Consider the following 16613-nt stretch of genomic DNA (forward strand, 5'->3'; position numbering starts at 1 on the left):
GTCGCTTCGTCGTCATAAGCTGTCGCGCCTCTGTAAATTATACTGTTTGAACGGTAGACTTGGCGGCTTTCCGAAAACCCCGTGGAGTGATGGCATGGCGGACGTAAACAAGGTCGTTTTGGCATATTCCGGCGGCCTGGACACTTCGGTGATCCTCAAGTGGCTGCAGGATACTTATAACTGTGAAGTGGTGACCTTCACCGCTGACCTGGGTCAGGGCGAAGAAGTCGAACCTGCACGCGCCAAGGCACAAGCCATGGGCGTCAAAGAAATCTACATAGACGATTTGCGTGAAGAATTCGTACGCGACTTCGTTTTCCCGATGTTCCGCGCCAACACCGTTTACGAAGGTGAGTACCTGCTGGGTACCTCCATCGCTCGCCCGTTGATCGCCAAGCGTTTGATCGAAATCGCCAACGAAACCGGCGCCGATGCCATTTCCCATGGTGCAACCGGCAAAGGCAACGACCAGGTCCGTTTCGAGCTGGGCGCTTATGCATTGAAGCCAGGGGTGAAAGTGATCGCTCCGTGGCGCGAATGGGACCTGCTCTCCCGTGAAAAGCTGATGGATTACGCTGAAAAGCACAATATTCCGATCGAGCGCCACGGCAAGAAGAAGTCCCCGTACTCGATGGATGCCAACCTGCTGCACATCTCCTATGAAGGCGGCGTGCTGGAAGACACCTGGACCGAGCACGAAGAGGACATGTGGCGTTGGACCAAGTCGCCGGAAGACGCGCCAAACGTTGCAACTTATCTGGAACTGACCTATCGCAATGGCGATATCGTTGCGCTGGACGGCGTTGAGATGACTCCAGCCACAGTGCTGGCGACGCTGAACCGCATTGGTGGCGAAAACGGCATCGGTCGTCTGGATATCGTTGAGAACCGTTACGTCGGCATGAAGTCTCGCGGCTGCTACGAAACCCCAGGCGGCACCATCATGCTGCGTGCTCACCGGGCAATCGAGTCGATCACCCTGGACCGCGAAGTGGCTCACCTCAAAGACGAGCTGATGCCTAAATACGCCAGCCTGATCTACACCGGTTACTGGTGGAGCCCTGAGCGTCTGATGTTGCAGCAGATGATCGACGCTTCTCAGGCGCACGTGAACGGCGTGGTTCGTCTGAAACTGTACAAAGGCAATGTCATTGTCACCGGCCGCAAGTCCGATGAGTCATTGTTCGATGCAAACATTGCGACGTTTGAAGAAGATGGCGGCGCTTATAATCAGGCGGATGCGGCTGGCTTCATCAAGCTCAATGCGTTACGCATGCGTATTGCCGCAAACAAAGGTCGGAAACTGTTCTGATTGATTGAATGCGACTCAAGAAATGGCCCTGCATAAAAGCAGGGCCATTTTTTTTGTTTGAAGTATCGAGTGCTCATTGTCGTATTCGGTGTGAATGTTTGATCGACATACGTGTTGATTTTTCTGACGCTGCTCACACAGGTTTGTTGTTTCGTAGGTATCAGCTATGCAGTGGTTGGCAGTGTCAGGGTCAGCGTACTCAGGTTGTAAATGATGTAATAATGTCGCTTTAATTTACCATTGCTCAGTTGGTCAAGTTCGTTTTGGTTTATAAGTTTTACCGATTTCTGGTTGGCAAGAAAAACAATAAGGTCATGTGTGTCAGGCTGGTTGTCGAGTGTTTCATCTATTTCGTTAACTAAAATCTCCAAGCCTCTTTTTGTCTCGATTCGTCGAGTGTCGATGATGTGCAGGTGGTGCAGTCTATGCTGTAGCTGAACGCTGTCCTGTACGGTTTTATTCGTAAATAGATTAATGATTACCGGTGGCGCCTGTGCGTTGCAGGGTGCAGCGTAGCGCATCGGTGAAAGGCGAATAAAGCTCTGCGGCTGGCATTTTCGTATTTTTTCAGGTGGGCGCGAGTTTTTCTCCTGGGCAAGGTTCTCATGGTTTTGATGTTCAGGGGCGGGAGGCGCACCCTTGGCTTCTTTCATAAGTACGGCTTCGTGGATGATTTTCAGGAAGTGCTTTGCTTTTCCGAAGTCGGAAGGCGAATACAGTGCTTTGTAGTTGAAGTTTAGCGTGACAAAAAACAGCAGTATCAGGCAGAACGGGAAACTGATTAGAAACCAGATGTAGATATCCCGGTCGTCGTTGTCAAGGAACGGTAGCGATACGGCTGCCGAGGCTTCTGTTATGGCAGCGAAAATCGCAATGATGGTCATTGGGTTGGTTATCTTTTTGGGGCGTCTATTCATTGATTTTTACCTTGACGTAGTGCGTTTATATCCTTGGCGCCGTTGTTGTGAATTTGTTGAGTGAATTGCACCTGATCAGATGACGACGGACAGATGATATGGGTGTTTTTAATGATTCTAGACTCGGAAAAGCACTGTCGGAATTTTTTTGAAGGGCGGAGTAACCAGGTTGCAACCTGGCGGTGCGCTGAATCATAAGAGTGTTCTGGATCTTTTGTAGTCGTTTTCTGCCTGGTACTGTGCGTAGTGTGGAGAGGGTATGTAATGGCCGCTATTGCTTTAGCGGTAAGGGCGATGAATTCGGCAGGTTGTTAGTGGGTAATCAATTATTTCACTGTGTTTCTTACAGGTAATACATTGCAAGGTAAATTGCTGTGAACAATTGCTGGGTAAAAAGCGCTCGACAATCCACCAGGTAGGGGCGGGGTTATTCCAGGGTGAATGTTCCGTGGGAAAAGAACGTTGACCAAAGGTAGCCCGCCTGTCGATTCAGCTTGAATACACATCCTTTTATAGTGTTTTTTTGTAGGCCTAATCCGTGTTGTTTGTAGGGATGGTCTCTGGGTGCTGATGAGCGGGGGGGGCACGATGCCAAGGGGGAAATGACTAGGCTATTGTGCTGACTCTAAAAATTCGAACAGCGAAAATTGGACTGCCCATGAATAAAGTGCTGATCGTGGATGATCATCATATCCGTTTGTCGATTGGCGCTATTTTTAGGTTGCGATTCTGCTTCTGCCCGCTAGAGTGAATTGATGCAAATGGAGCGTGAGATTATGGGTTATTCGTTCCAGGTTGTTTATACGGACCCAAATATCCTTCGAGATTCTGGCTATGGAAAAGTGTCAGATATCCCTTGCATATTCGATAGTAGGCCAGGCTTTCACCGGGCGGGAAGTCAATTTCTTCAAGAACGCGGGTTAGGGGTTTGGAAGCCATTAAAATGTCGAAAGAAAGGCAGAGTATTTTTATTATCGGCAATATCGGTTAAGAACTATGCTAATCGGTTAGCCAACTTTCTTGAGTGGTGCGATGTTAATGGCAGGGACCCTGCGACCTGTCCGTCCGAAATAGACATCATTATAGATTATAAATCAGATATGTCTGGCGGCGCTTGGGCCGTTAAGGGTAAACGATTGTCAGTGGCTACGGTTAATGTTCGTGCAGATACCGCAATGGAGTATTTTGAGTGGCTAACTCATAAAAAGCTGAGATATGAAGAGGCTAGGCTTGTCATAAACTCTGAGCTTCGATCTGGAGGTGAATCCGCAGGGCGAGCGGGTAAGAGCGGTGTAACAAGAGCAACGCCGAGCAAGCGAATGATTACATTCCCGCCTCAGAGTATGCTAGCTGCTTGGTACAAACGTGTTGAGACAAGGGCGGTGAGAGGGGCGGTTGAAGCATTGATAGTTGACCTTATGATGGAAACCGCGATTCGCCTCAATGAGGCAGCTTGTTTCAGGGTTGATACTATACCAATTAAAATAGATGATTGGGTAATCGCAAATCCACATGTATCAGACGAGCTCAAAACTGTTTTAGTAGAGATTAAGTATGGAACAAAAGGACCTGATTTTGGTATTGATCATGGCGACAAAATTGGCCCGGTTGGGACCATAAGAGTTCCCTATAAGCTCGCATTGAGATTGCATGATTACCGGCGCACGCTTAGGTTGAAAGCGTTGAGTATACGAGTGTTTGAAGGCCGCAGCGCTAGAGAACAAATCAAAATTCGCAATGAATGCGTGCATCTTTTTTTAAATCCAATCAGTGGTCGCCGCTACACTGCGGATAATATTTATGAACTTTGGAGATTGGCAGACCCACCCAAGGGATGGAGCCCTCATCGATGCAGAGATTATTGGGCCTGTACCGTGCTGTGGGAACGGCTTGAGCAGCAAAGGTTGTTGCTGGAAAAGGCGTTAGGAACTGACAGCGTGGATGAAATTCGGAGGGCTGTAGTTATGAGTGCTGAAACTTGTATTCAGTTGGAAATCCAACCTCAACTACGGCACCGCTCATCAGATACTACTGTTATTTATCTGCAGTGGCTATCAGACCGAATTGGTTCAAATGTAAATTTTCAATTAAATTGGATTGATGAAATTACTGAGGGCTAGCAGTTCATGGTCCGGGAATATTTAAAGAAACAGGAAGAAAGCGACGAAATATTACTTAGCAGAGTCTCAACGATTTCAAGTATTATCAATTCAGAAACTGAGCTGACATTCTGGACTTGCCATGAAACTAGGCAAACATTTGTTGATCTCACCGAGTTTAAAGAAGGTTATATAGGCAAAAGAAAGTCATCAGGTTCATTTTTGGGGCGGCCTGAGTTGATCCTTCAGCTTGCACCTTCGATTAAGAAGGTTATGAAAGATTACAGCTCGTTTTCGGTAGATTCCGCACTGATGTGCCTGAGATCCTGGTATCGGATATTCGACACGGTGGAGGCCTTGCTGTCGATATCTTCAGATGAGCCAATCAGGCCATTGCGAGATATCAGTGAACTGAATGTAGTTCATTATGATGCCGCATATCGTACGTTAAGCCCTGATACTTTCCGTTGGTTTTTGAGAGTTGTGAATAATACTTTAGAAGCTTCTGGCCGGGCTAAGCTATATTGGGATACACCTCCTGAAAAAGATGTCGTTAGATCTTTGCCTGATGAAAAGAAGATTTTTCTGCTGCGAATAGCTTTGAAACAAGAGTGGGCAAAAGTTGAAGTACGTTGGGCTGATCAAGATCAGGTTAAACTTGATGGGTTTCGACCTACCACTCCTGCCCAGGCTGATGGACTCGCCGCATTCGTTTTTATGAGCCAAGCACAACGACTCACAGGGGATTATGTGCCCGACTCACCTCATGTTCAAAGTGTACTGCCTTGGCTAATTAGGGATAACCGGGTTTCCGACGGTCTCCACATGCGCAAATTGTGGGAGCTAAATTTTCCCAATCATTGGGATATATTAACGGCATTTCACATGTGTCTTGCAACAACGGGGTGGAATGTGAGTGTTTTAAACAGTTTAGATTCCAGTAAAGAAAGTGATTGGCTTTATGATCATCCTTCTGATCCTAATAGATATGTGCTTGTTGGTCATAAAGTTCGATCCAATGAAAAAGCGATGCCTGTGATCGGTCTCTGGAAGACGAGCTTTGGGCCCGGTGCTGTGATAAAGAAAGTCATTGGCCAAACCCGGCCTCTTCGAGATCAGTTGAAATTATCCTTGATTTCAGCTGAGAAAAAGTTAACCAGTATGGTGATGTCTAAGCAAGCTCACAGTTCGGTTGACCTCAAAGATCAATACGAATTAGTACAGAAATTGACCGAAGGCACCCGTTCTGTATGGTTATATGTTAATAAATTGGGTGCGATATCTTGGCCTTCCAGAAATTCTACTACGGCAATGAGCGCTCTTGCTAAGTCTAAAGTCAATTATTTGGATGTGTTAATACCGAAAATAAATACGGAGCTGTTATTGGGCGGCCACGACTCCATACCTCGAGTCGTGGCTAGCGATTTTCGCGACATGTTTGCGCAGTATGTTTGGGAAAGTAGTGGTGGGAATATTCTGCCCGTGATGAGGGCGTTGGTTCATAAAAGATTATCAACAACCCAGAGATATATCGATAATAATATTTCAAATGTCGAAAGGGATGCTCAGCTTCTGTCGTTTTTGAATACTTTTTTCGTTCAACTAAGCGAAGGGCGTATCGACACTACGCTTTTGGCGTATCAGAATAGGTTTGGTGCAGTTCCTGAGGCGGAAGTTGAAATTCTCAAACAGTTTCGAAGTTTAGAGCGTAGTCGATTGAGTGTTGCATGTAAAGATCCTAAGTCTCCGCCAATTAGTACTCAGACCGTAGGCAAATCAAGGTGTAGTTCGCAAAGATGTCTTATATGTCCAGAAAACGCAATAATATTACCTGAGTCTTTGCATGGGATCGCGATGCGTGCAGAGGAATTAGTAGCTATAAAACTAACGATTCCGTATGAGGCTTGGTCAACTTCAAATTTTGACATCGAAATGGAAAATGTTGAACTCGCTTTGTCTATATTTAACGTTGCCGATGTTTTGAGTTCACGTAATTACTGGCAAGAAAAGATTGCCGCAGGACAACACATAGTACCTGGGTTATAGGGGTGAATATGCGCTCTGTTAAATATCAGGGATTTAGCGATAATGAATTTATTGGGCATTCAAAAGCTAAAGTTTTGAGCGAATATAGTGTTGATAAAATACAGTATTTTGATAAAGCGACAGTCATTAAATGTCAAGAGGCACTCGGGCATGGCTCGGTATATGGCATTTGGAGAACCGGCCCAGAGCTAACGGGCAGGAATATTACTCCGTCCCTTGAAGCTGTCAATTTTCGATACGAAATACAATCTAAGATGGGGGCGTATTTACAAACTCCTCTATTTTTCGAGTTGCTTGATCAGTCTGAGCTTTGGTTAGCCAGATATGCGCTGCTATTACGTATTGGTCCATCTTCCTTAAGGTTTGTAAGTGGTTGCCTTGATATTACAACCATCTCAAAAACACTTAGGGATCATATTGCTCGCCTAATAGCAACTGCAATTAAGTGTAAGCTAGTGGCCGAAACTTCACCCATTAGCTTGTTCTTAATATTGACAACTGATGATGTTCAGAAGCTTAAAAACAACCATCGGTCCATAAGCGCAGAGCTGGCAAGGATGAAAAAATTCCATGAAATGGGTTTGTTGTCAGATATCTTCTGTGACGCTTCGGTTGAAACAGAATTTAACCCTCGTGGTGATAAAGTTGAACCACAAAAGGAACGGGTTCGTGAACCATGGTTACCACTACCTGATTGGTTTATGTCTGAAATAGGTCCCAAGGTTTTAAGGCTAGTTAAAACGATTGGGCCGAAAATTATAGATCTCGGGAACGAGCTTGTACAGATCGCGAAGGATAGCGATGCCTCACTATTTCCAACTTTAGTACAAAAGTTTACAGCAAATTATTTTTGTGAATTTAAGGAGCGTGAAGGGGCGGACGTATTGGATTACTCATTGTACGTTGGTCCGGCCCGAATAAACGGTAAAATGACTGAATACTTATCTTGGGGGTATTGGCCTCCCAAAGACTTTGTTCAGTTTAAGGCTGCTTGCGCTGCTTTGCAGGGAGCGCATTTATGGCTTGTAATGCTTGCTGTTGCGGGTAGAAGTCAAGAAATTCTATCTATACCTAGGAAATGTTTCGTAGAGTCCTCTGAGGGGCCACTCACCATCAATGGCAAAACTTATAAGCTAAGTAAGTTTTTCGCTGGCGAAAACCGTGATTGGGTTGTTCCACCACTTATTATTGACGTTTTAAAACAACAAACCGAACTGGCGGACTTATGTGAGAGTTTAGCTGATCAAAGGGGACGGGAGAGTAGCCATAGGGATAATCCGCCTTTGTGGATAAGACTTGACGCTAGGGGTAAAGGGGGAAGGGTAGGTGACCAACTAATCGATCTCAATAACGCATTGATGTACCTATGTGTCCGTTTGGGTGTAACGTCCAAGCCAGAAGGAGTTAGAGTCCATTCGCATCGGTTTCGTAAGACAATTGCTAGACTCGCAGCGCTAGCCATAACAGAAAGTCCTAGGGTGCTAATGCAGTTGTTCGGTCACAAGGATGTTGGTATGACTTTATCTTACATTTTAACTGACAAAACTTTGCAAGCTGAAATATCACAGATTTCTCGAGAGATGCGTATCATGCGCTGTAGGGATATTGTTGAGCGAGTGCATGACAATTTAACTACTGAACGCTCTCCTTTTGAAAAGTATGGGGGGTATGGTGGAGGTGCAATGCCGGGAGTACTCTCAGCTGTTAAAGCGCGTGAGAGTCTCCTACTACAGTCAGATAAAACTTGGGGTGTTAATACGGCATATGAGTTAGGCAGTTTACTCAGCTTAAATGGCGAGGGATATCGATTGATACGCCCTGGGGTGATATGTACTAAGCCTTTGAAGGATTTTATGCCTTGCGTATGCGGTTCAGACTGTGTAAATCGTATCGAGGATCGTACACTGAGGCGTGACACGGCGAAGGTGTTGGAAGTTTTGATGGGCGACGGTATAAGAGCTAGGTCAGAAAACAATCTACTGTTGTTAGAGTGCATCGTTGGACAAATTAGCACTGAGGCTTCAAGGTTTCCCGACATTGAAAAGACACTGCTCGACGACCCTGATTATTGTGCGCTTAAATTGGCTCTTGAGGGCGGTTATGAATAATTATAAGCAGGCTGCTATTCGAAACGGATCTGCACGTACTCAACTTATTTTTACAAAAGTTAAAAATATGCTTGATGATATGCGTGAGGAGATTCAATTGAATGGGGGGGTTTACCCTTATAATGGAGGTAAAATATCTAAAAATGAGGTATGCAGAAGAGCCGGTATTGGAAAGACGACGATATTTTCCGATAAGCAGCGCGAGCTAAACTCTCATGTTGACGCGTGGTTGGATCAGTTCCTGCCGAAGAAAAACTATAATTCTCAACGGAAATCTAAAACAGAATTAGCGGCTCAATGGAAGAGCAAGTTTCTAGCACTTTCGGAAAGTCATCATGTGACCGAACTTGATCTCCAAGCGTTACGTTCTGATTATGATAAGATCCTCGAAAAAAATGTTGCGTTGCAATGCAAGCTTGATGCGCTTATGGAAAGTCTAAAGTCTCAAAAGGTCAAAATTATTTTTCCAATTAAATAGAAGCGTGAACCGTTCAGTACATTGCATCTCGTTGTGTTTACTTGTAGTTGAGCCACTAATGTGGCTAATCTCACAGCCGCACGCGACGCAACTTTGGCAAACAAAGCGCTAGCAAATGGGCGGCCTTTTTGCATGTGCTTGTTACGCATGAATATCAATTCTGCAACAGACAAAGAAAGCTCCGAGCTCAAAAGATATCTCAAAGTTATCATGCGTTACTCCTAGTTTGCCCTCGCTGTCTACGGGCATTTTTCTAACCGGTCATACCCCTATCTACCTGAGGCCTCGGTTGGTTATAGATAGAAATCGGCCTGTCGCGACCTCTTACCGTGATCGGCATCATGAAAAATTGCGAGCATTTTGACGTGTCCCCGTAATGCGGAGTTAGATCATCAGTGAAACTCAGAGCTGGCAGCCAAATGCCATGACTCCACAGATGAAAGTGGCGACATAATCTTCGATCTACCACCAGAACTGCTTACGAGCTTGGCTTGGTCCTTGATGACGAACTGACAATCGAGATCTTGACGGTGACATAGTCCTGAAGCTGATCCGCCGGCGAAGTGTGCGGAGTTGAAGGGGATATTTCAGTCTGCATCAGGGTCAACGTTCGCTTTGCGCCAATGTCGGTCCACAGTCGTTGTTCCAACACCGAGCTTACGAGATATCTCTATTTTGCTAAGCCCTTCGGATTGGAGTTTCTGAATGGCGATGCGATTGTTCTCAGCACGCTTTCCTCGCACCCCTTGAATAGCTCCCGCACCAATTTCGCTGCGTAACTTTCCAGCCTTGAGATATTCATCGAGCTCGCTGCTTTGTCTTGCCTGGTACTCCCCTAAACTCAACGATGCCAAGCGGGCCTCTACGGTGAAAAGCACGATGCTCGGCGTAACTCCCAGGCATTCGCATAAGGACCAAAACTTTGCGATCGAAATGCTTTGACGGCCCCGCTCTACGCTGGCGAGGTATTCGCGACTCAGCGCCCTCGAACAGTCCTCCCGTCTAAGTCCGGCGTCTACTCGAATTTCTCTCAGAGTTTGCCCAAGAGCCTCCAGATATCCCATTGCTCTTCCGTACAGCCGCAAAAGAGACAATGAGGCCATGCTTTGACACCCCACATCGCGGGGCTATAACATGTATATACGGGGTGTTGATATCGTTCCCCTAGCGTTGCACCACCTTCATAGATCGCAGGTCCTTCTGATGCTGCGGTAACCAAGCCCTGCAGTGGCAACTGACCAAAACCCAGGCCGCATCAGGCGGAGCCTGCTTATTCGCAATGGAGCAACTAGTGATTTACGTGCTTGACCCCAGGAGCCGCGCAGTTCATGCAAGGTCGCACTGTGAAGTGGAAGGCTTCTGCTTTCTGATAACCATCACCTCAATCCAAACGGGCAAACGAGACCGTGCTGCTATAGTCCGTTGCACCTATGAGCTCCAGAACTATCTGAGTTTTGCCAGGGATGTCCTCATCGAAGGCGTACAAATGCTTTGTCCACCCAGTGTGAACGGTCGGGAATTTTGGAGCTTGGAGGACGTAATTCAGATTGTCTGCTTTAGAGGTACCGAAGCTGACGAATCAGCGGTGGTCTACAGGACAGCGACAGGTACCTACAAGCTTGGGGAACTCGATCTCCGCCGAAAAAAAACTCGCCATGTCTGGTATTCGGAACATCGTCTCCATGCTCACACTCCTCAAGTCTCCAGCCGTGTGCTGAATGAAAGCGAGCTGTTCCTTTATGCGGCCGTTCCGTGACGCGGCTTGTCATCACCGGCAGAGAGCGGCATGTCGGCGTCCGCGCCTAACTGATCCAATTGCCAAGATATCACTGACGCAGCCTGACGCCTCGCGAACCCGAAGTTTACTGGATTTGTTCTGATTTGAAGGTGGATTAGTCTTGCGTCAACACGTCGACAAATTCGGTGTTGGCTCAAAACCGTGATTAACCTAATCGCCGTTTCATGGACCATCGGCGAACTGGAACGCCTAAGTCAAAGGTGGAAGAAGTGCGGTCCACTCCGTTACAGGTAAAACGTATGCAGGGTACAAAGCGCTGGTGCGCCACCGGTCGACGCGGTGCCTCCGACGACGATCCGGCTGCGGCCTCAAGAAAAAACACAGCAGCGATTGGCGACTGAGGCATACGCGACCATCGCGCCTCGTCGTGTGGAGTTGAGGGGGAGGACTGACACAAGGAACGAATCGCAGGGTGGCCACTACCATTCTCCGAATGAAATGGTGGCGCTCCGTCTGTGGATATAACTAACGTATCGCAGGAATCGTTATGAAAGGTAAACGCAAAGTCAAAACGCTCAAGTGGCAGAACGCAGCGCCCCTCAGGGCGCAGGCTCGCTGCCGACTCGAACGGCGCACGTCGCGGGCCTCGCGATTCTTGGATGTTGCCCTGTCGCTCGGTAAGGAGTTCGAACCGGTTGGACTGCTAGCGGGTAGCGGCAACCCATGTTCGCTGAAATTATGAGCGCACCGGCTTATCGCGCTTACCGGCTACGACTGGAAGCGTCGTTGCGCATTCCATCCGACGCTGCAGATCAAGAGATTCATGAAATCATCGCGGCTGGGTTTGCGTCTACGAGGGTAAATAACTGGTGCGAGCAGAGTATCTTCAGCGCTGATGCGCTCAGCCAGGTAATTCCGATGAGCACTGTCCGTCGCCGATTAGCTCGCGGACAGCGCTTTACCGTGGGCGAGAGTGATCGATTGTTTCGACTTGCGCATGTGACGGCCATGGCCGAGACGGTGTTTGGGGACAAAGAAAAAGCCCAGCGTTGGCTGTGCAAACCGAAACAGCGTTTTGCGGGCACTCCCCCCATTGCGCTGCTTTCTACCTGCCAAGGCACTCGCTTGATTGAAGAGTTGCTCATTGAGCTTGCAGAGGGATTGGCGTTTTGAGTGGTCAAGACGTCAAAGGCTCAGGGTTCGGATCCACGAGGGTCCTGGTTAGACATGGCTGTCATCCCGCTGCTATTCAAGTACTTTGTGAGCAGATGGGCTGATGCATTCACGTAATCAATGATTTTCATCCATGGACCGTTATGGCTATTCCAAATCTTTCAAAGCTTCTCGCTCAAGTCACCGATATCGTCGAGCGTGCAGGCGTCTTGCTTTCCGAGGAGTGGAGTCGTGCGGAAGGACCTCGCGGGCAGGGTGATAAAGCCGTGGTTGATGTGGAAATTGAAAATATTTTGAGGCCTGAACTTCTCAACTTGCTAAGTTGTGATTTCTGGGGTGAAGAGACGGAGCGCTTATTCACAGGGCATGCTTGGTGTTGGGTTGTAGACCCAAACGATGGCACAAGCGATTTTTTGAAGGGTTTGAAGGGGTCTGCTATATCGGTCGGGCTACTGTGTGAATCGATCCCGGTACTGGGGGTTGTCTGTGCACCTATAACTCCTGAGGGGCTTGCTGACTGTATCGGTTGGGCGGAGGGAATTCCCCATTTGATTCGCAACGGCCAATCAGTAAATGTGCGTCTTGCTGATAAGCAGCTTTCGAGCGGCAGCACAATAATGGTCAGTGCCGCGGCGGTGAATAAACCGGAGCTCAATCGTGATCTGTGCGCGCCAGGGCGTTTTCATGCAATGCCATCAATCGCATACAGGTTGGCAAGAGTTGCCGCCGACGATGGTGTATGCGGTATCTCGCTCTACCCGGTCTCAGCCCATGACGTTGTAGCTGGCCATGCACTGTTGAGAGGTGCAGGAGGTGTGTTGCTGGATGAAAATGGAGTCACCATCCGCTATTCGTCAGAGGCCAATATGGCGAATGTGTCGAAACGCTGCTTTGGTGGATCACCTTCCGCATGTTACGAATTGGCCGCGCGTGAATGGGATCGGGTGCTCTATACCTAACGCCACGAATAACAAATACGCGAATCAATATTAGAATGCTTCCGGACCAGATTCGACGCCTGTGAACGTGACCTCTACTGGTTCGCCTTGCTGGGTATGTACAAACTGCGAAATTGCACCCTACTTGACCACCCGTTTGCGTTGCATGTGACCACCTATTTGCATCGGACCTGACCAACTGTTTGCATGGGACTTGACCAGATGCTTTGAATTAAATCCTCAGAGCATGAGAGTGTTGCTTTCGACCATTTTCAGATCACAGTTGGGTAATTGCACGGGTATGGCCCCGCTTGCCTTAACCTGATCAGTCATATGCTCCATGTTTGACCAGCAAGATTCGTGGAGTCATTAGCAGCAGAGAACGGCCAAAAGCTGTCTGTGGTAACGGGCAGAAAACGACCCATTGCGGCCAGTCGCTGCAGGCGATAATCAGCAATGTGTCTACGAAATCCGGGCTATGAAGTCTCAACAGCTATGGTTTTGCGGCGTGACCATCATCCGTTGGTTTTTTCTCCGGAACAATAAAACTCACTATCGTACTGGTCAGGATTTTGTGAGTCGGGTCGGCCACTTCAAGAAGAACCTTGTGAGTGCCAGGCGTCAGCCCAACCAAGATAATCGGGTCTTCACTGGTGTGCGCCCATGTACCTTTCCAGTCGTCGACGGTCACGTGAAGGTGACCGAGACGTGGTGATACTTCAGCAGCTGCTTTGCCGAATACCGGCATGATCCTGGCGTGCTCTGTTCGATACTGGATAATGACAACACCCCGGGCGAGCGGCTCGGCAAGCGGCGGAAAGGCAGAGAGTTTTGGCAGCGTCTCAGATTCCAATGGGAGTATTGCCGGTGGGTGATTGCTGTCTGCTTCTCCTTGACCGAATGCTGCTATGCAAAAAAAGCCCAAGGCAAAGGCAAACAGATTTCTGAGAGCGAGGGACATGGAGTTTTCCTCCCGCGTGGTTTCGATTATTTCGATCGGCAGTGGCAGTGCGCTTACTATTTCTCGCTTGTAACCAGATTAAGGCAGTTCTAGTACAAGCCTCTCTACACTGACAGGTATGAAATGGGATGCATTGATGCGCTCGTTGAGTCTATTCAAAAACGCCTCGGCCTCTGCATGACTGCGAAATTTGACGCACCAGGTGTCCATCCAAACAACCCAGCCTTCAGCGGCGCTCGCTTTCTCGATTTTGAGCAGCATTCCTGAATTCCTCCGTACTCCGTTTCAGTTCGACTTCGAGTGCAGACGAAACACTAGGATGTGGGACGCGATCCCTTCTCGACACGAATGATAAGCCTAGCAGCGGCGAGAAATATTTGTGGGTTCATGGGCGATCTTGAATGGCTGCTATTAACCATTGCAGCCGGTCGCGATAGGCAGCACAAGGCCAGAAGCGACTGTCAACGCAGGTCTGCTTCCCGCTAGAAGCGCTCGGTTCCGATCCTGCTTCGGATCAGACACTTAGGCGTTGATGTTGGTTTGGCCAATGTCACCACCGAAGATCGCAAGAATGTTGGATTTTTCGGCTGCCCCGACAATTGCCGAGATCGCCATGACCAAGGTCGTCACCAGGGTGAGTTTCGATAGCCACTTGCGTATAGGAATCATCTGACTTACTCCCTTGCTCGTTGGGGGTTGTGAAGCAACGGACCAGTAAGTGCACTTAAGCCCTACCATCTTCTCTCAGCGCCATAATCTAGGTTCTCTTCAACCCCATCCCTTCCTTGATTCCGTACTTAACTACGGAAATAGAGTCCACTCGTGGAAATAAAACCCGAGAGGAGGCTGTTATGAAATACCTAAGACTACTGCTGATAGTTGGTTCGACTCTGTTGTCATCCACGATATGGGCCGAGGGCGGGAGCGATCGTTCGATTGAGCGGGCCGCCTCTATGCACGACAAGGCGGAGGCGGCCTTGGTGGTGAAGATTGAGCAACGAGGGGGCACGGCGGCTAGCCGTGTCGAAGAGCAGCCCGCCTGTTCACCTGCAGGGTAGGACATGAACGACCGCCGCACGCTCCACTCAACCAGACTCAGCGTGAGCCGTCCTGATAAGGCGCGAGCGTAGATGTCAGTTACCCATCTGTGGCCTCGCAAGTGCTCCTTCGGCCATTCAGCGGCGCTCATTGAGCGCCGCTTTTTTTTAAGCCCCCAGCCGACCAACAGGGGCGCCTTACGAAACTGCTGATCGTAGGTCAGCGCGGCTCTTTGTTGCTATGCAGTGAAAGGATCAGCGGACAGGAAACAGTCCCGTGGCTCGCACAACAGTCCTGAACCAGTTGCTCCAAAACTGACTCGATCCGCTTCAAATCCGCAAGTTTCCCGCGCACATCCCCAAGCTTCTGCTCGGCGAGCACACGCGCGTCATCGCAGTGAGCGCCGTCATCCAGCCTCAATAGCCCCGCCACTTCTTCGAGGCTAAAGCCCAGCCTTTGCGCGGATTTGACGAATTTCACCCGTGCAACATCCGCCTCGCCGTAGCGGCGAATGCTGCCGTAGGGCTTGTCCGGTTCGGGCAACAGCTCCTTGCGTTGATAGAACCGGATGGTTTCCACGTTGACCCCGGCCGCCTTGGCGAAAGCGCCGATGGTCAGTCTTTCAAAATTGTTTTTCATTTCGCTTGATTCCGTACACGACTACGGAAGTAACGTTAAACCATCAACCAAATCCTCGAAAGGAGAAATGCATGTCTGAACCATCAAACGGGCGCGCCCCTCTTGTCGCTGGGGTGCTTGCAGCGATTCTCGCCTCAACTTGCTGTCTTGGGCCATTGGTACTGATCGCACTGGGATTCAGCGGGGCCTGGATCGGCAACCTGACCGTGCTGGAACCTTACCGCCCGATCTTTATCGGCGGGGCGTTGATCGCGCTGTTTTTTGCCTACCGGCGAGTTTTTCGACCGCAACACGCTTGTAAGCCGGGCGAAACCTGCGCGATCCCTCAGGTACGCACCACCTACAAACTGCTGTTCTGGGTGGTAACGGCCTTGGTGCTGGTCGCACTCGGCTTCCCCTACATCCTTCCCTTGTTCTACTGATCAGGAGTAAACCATGAGAAAACTGCTTGCATCCTTAGCCCTCGCCACTCTCGTCGCCACACCTGTCTGGGCGGCCATGCAAACCATCACTCTGGCGGTGCCGGGCATGACCTGTCCTGCCTGCCCGATTACGGTGAAGAAGGCGTTGACCAAGGTCGATGGCGTGACCAAGGCTGAGGTGAGTTTCGAGAACCGCGAGGCCATCGTCACCTTCGACGATACCAAGACCAATGCCCTGGCGCTGAAAAAGGCGACCGAGGACGCTGGCTATCCGTCCAACATCTATCAATAGGAGGCCATTCTGATGGCAAATCCTCTCAATCTGTTCACTCGGATCGGTGACAAAGCTGGTTCCGTCGGCGTGCTGATTTCTGCAATAGGCTGCGCCATGTGCTTTCCCGCCCTTGCTAGTCTGGGGGCCGCAATCGGTCTGGGCTTTTTGAGCCAGTGGGAAGGCCTGTTCATCACCACGCTGCTGCCCCTGTTTGCTGGACTGGCTCTGCTCGTTAACGCCCTTGGCTGGCTCAATCATCGGCAGTGGAAACGGACTGCGCTCGGCCTGATCGGTCCTACCCTGGTGCTGGCAGCGGTATTTTTTATGCGGGCTTACGGCTGGCGGAGCGGCTGGCTGCTTTATATCGGCCTGGCCCTCATGTTTGGTTTGTCGATATGGGATTTTGTGTCGCCCGCCAACCGCCATTGCGGGCCGGATTCCTGTCCGACTCCGCAGAAAAAATAATCCCG

General features: G+C 49.2%; 17 protein-coding genes and 1 pseudogene. 11 read left to right on the top strand and 7 right to left on the bottom strand.

What is annotated here, in order from left to right; all coding sequences use genetic code 11:
• The first annotated feature begins 94 nt into the window (after window positions 1–94).
• On the top strand, window positions 95–1312 hold the full coding sequence (locus AC3IUA_RS06180) for an argininosuccinate synthase (protein WP_480413230.1): 1218 nt from the start codon (window positions 95–97) through the stop codon (window positions 1310–1312).
• A 164-nt stretch (window positions 1313–1476) separates the two neighbouring features.
• Here the strand turns inward: AC3IUA_RS06180 and AC3IUA_RS06185 are convergent, their stop codons facing one another.
• On the bottom strand, window positions 1477–2229 hold the full coding sequence (locus AC3IUA_RS06185) for a hypothetical protein (protein WP_489359623.1): 753 nt from the start codon (window positions 2227–2229) through the stop codon (window positions 1477–1479).
• Between the two features lie 755 nt (window positions 2230–2984).
• On the opposite strand from AC3IUA_RS06185, the gene AC3IUA_RS06190 reads away from it, so the two are divergent.
• Genes AC3IUA_RS06190 through AC3IUA_RS06205 form a run of 4 tightly spaced genes read left to right on the top strand, consistent with a single transcriptional unit; the run spans window position 2985 to window position 8960 of the window.
• Complete coding sequence (locus AC3IUA_RS06190; RefSeq protein WP_489359624.1) at window positions 2985–4349, top strand: hypothetical protein; 1365 nt, start codon at window positions 2985–2987, stop codon at window positions 4347–4349.
• A gap of 6 nt (window positions 4350–4355) precedes the next feature.
• Window positions 4356–6374, top strand: coding sequence for a hypothetical protein (locus AC3IUA_RS06195; RefSeq protein ID WP_168758927.1), 2019 nt, complete (start codon window positions 4356–4358; stop codon window positions 6372–6374).
• Window positions 6375–6382: 8 nt separating this feature from the next.
• Entirely contained in the window at window positions 6383–8482 is a 2100-nt protein-coding gene (locus tag AC3IUA_RS06200) for a site-specific integrase (protein WP_168758926.1), read from the top strand.
• Entirely contained in the window at window positions 8475–8960 is a 486-nt protein-coding gene (locus AC3IUA_RS06205; RefSeq protein WP_168758925.1) for a hypothetical protein, read from the top strand. The genes AC3IUA_RS06200 and AC3IUA_RS06205 overlap by 8 nt, the downstream gene beginning before the upstream one ends.
• Before the next feature lie 587 nt (window positions 8961–9547).
• Here the strand turns inward: AC3IUA_RS06205 and AC3IUA_RS06210 are convergent.
• Window positions 9548–9814 (bottom strand): hypothetical protein, encoded by a 267-nt coding sequence (locus AC3IUA_RS06210; protein ID WP_489362537.1) that lies wholly within the window; start codon window positions 9812–9814, stop codon window positions 9548–9550.
• A gap of 87 nt (window positions 9815–9901) precedes the next feature.
• Window positions 9902–10063 (bottom strand): annotated as a pseudogene (locus tag AC3IUA_RS06215) (hypothetical protein); the annotation flags it as partial.
• 1358 nt (window positions 10064–11421) lie between these two features.
• Here AC3IUA_RS06215 and AC3IUA_RS06220 point away from each other — a divergent pair.
• Together AC3IUA_RS06220 and AC3IUA_RS06225 are read left to right on the top strand one after the other, a co-directional pair.
• A complete protein-coding gene (locus AC3IUA_RS06220; protein WP_168758924.1) occupies window positions 11422–11871 on the top strand; it encodes an Xre family toxin-antitoxin system antitoxin in 450 nt (149 codons plus the stop codon).
• A gap of 143 nt (window positions 11872–12014) precedes the next feature.
• Window positions 12015–12830 (top strand): inositol monophosphatase family protein, encoded by an 816-nt coding sequence (locus tag AC3IUA_RS06225; protein WP_168758923.1) that lies wholly within the window; start codon window positions 12015–12017, stop codon window positions 12828–12830.
• A 472-nt stretch (window positions 12831–13302) separates the two neighbouring features.
• Here AC3IUA_RS06225 and AC3IUA_RS06230 read toward each other — a convergent pair whose 3' ends face one another.
• The 3 genes from AC3IUA_RS06230 to AC3IUA_RS06240 form a co-directional block, all read right to left on the bottom strand.
• Window positions 13303–13770, bottom strand: coding sequence for a DUF6130 family protein (locus AC3IUA_RS06230; protein WP_168758831.1), 468 nt, complete (start codon window positions 13768–13770; stop codon window positions 13303–13305).
• A 78-nt stretch (window positions 13771–13848) separates the two neighbouring features.
• Window positions 13849–14031, bottom strand: a complete 183-nt coding sequence (locus AC3IUA_RS06235) for a hypothetical protein (RefSeq protein ID WP_168758922.1) — start codon at window positions 14029–14031, stop codon at window positions 13849–13851.
• Between the two features lie 261 nt (window positions 14032–14292).
• Entirely contained in the window at window positions 14293–14439 is a 147-nt protein-coding gene (locus AC3IUA_RS06240; RefSeq protein ID WP_168756985.1) for a hypothetical protein, read from the bottom strand.
• Between the two features lie 182 nt (window positions 14440–14621).
• Between AC3IUA_RS06240 and AC3IUA_RS06245 the strand changes: the two genes are divergently transcribed.
• Complete coding sequence (locus AC3IUA_RS06245) at window positions 14622–14828, top strand: co-regulatory protein PtrA N-terminal domain-containing protein (RefSeq protein WP_277352211.1); 207 nt, start codon at window positions 14622–14624, stop codon at window positions 14826–14828.
• Between the two features lie 199 nt (window positions 14829–15027).
• Here AC3IUA_RS06245 and merR read toward each other — a convergent pair whose 3' ends face one another.
• Entirely contained in the window at window positions 15028–15447 is a 420-nt protein-coding gene (gene merR / locus AC3IUA_RS06250) for a mercury resistance transcriptional regulator MerR (RefSeq protein ID WP_168758921.1), read from the bottom strand.
• A gap of 71 nt (window positions 15448–15518) precedes the next feature.
• Between merR and merT the strand changes: the two genes are divergently transcribed.
• From merT to merC, 3 genes are read left to right on the top strand one after another with little or no spacing between them, the layout of a single operon-like run.
• Entirely contained in the window at window positions 15519–15869 is a 351-nt protein-coding gene (merT, locus tag AC3IUA_RS06255; RefSeq protein ID WP_168758920.1) for a mercuric ion transporter MerT, read from the top strand.
• A 13-nt stretch (window positions 15870–15882) separates the two neighbouring features.
• Window positions 15883–16161 carry a mercury resistance system periplasmic binding protein MerP gene (gene merP, locus AC3IUA_RS06260; protein WP_168758919.1) on the top strand — a complete coding sequence of 93 codons (279 nt, stop codon included), beginning with the start codon at window positions 15883–15885 and terminating at the stop codon, window positions 16159–16161.
• A gap of 12 nt (window positions 16162–16173) precedes the next feature.
• On the top strand, window positions 16174–16608 hold the full coding sequence (gene merC, locus AC3IUA_RS06265; RefSeq protein ID WP_168758826.1) for an organomercurial transporter MerC: 435 nt from the start codon (window positions 16174–16176) through the stop codon (window positions 16606–16608).
• Window positions 16609–16613 lie beyond the last annotated feature (5 nt).

The organism is Pseudomonas sp. KH_050, assembly GCF_057838875.1.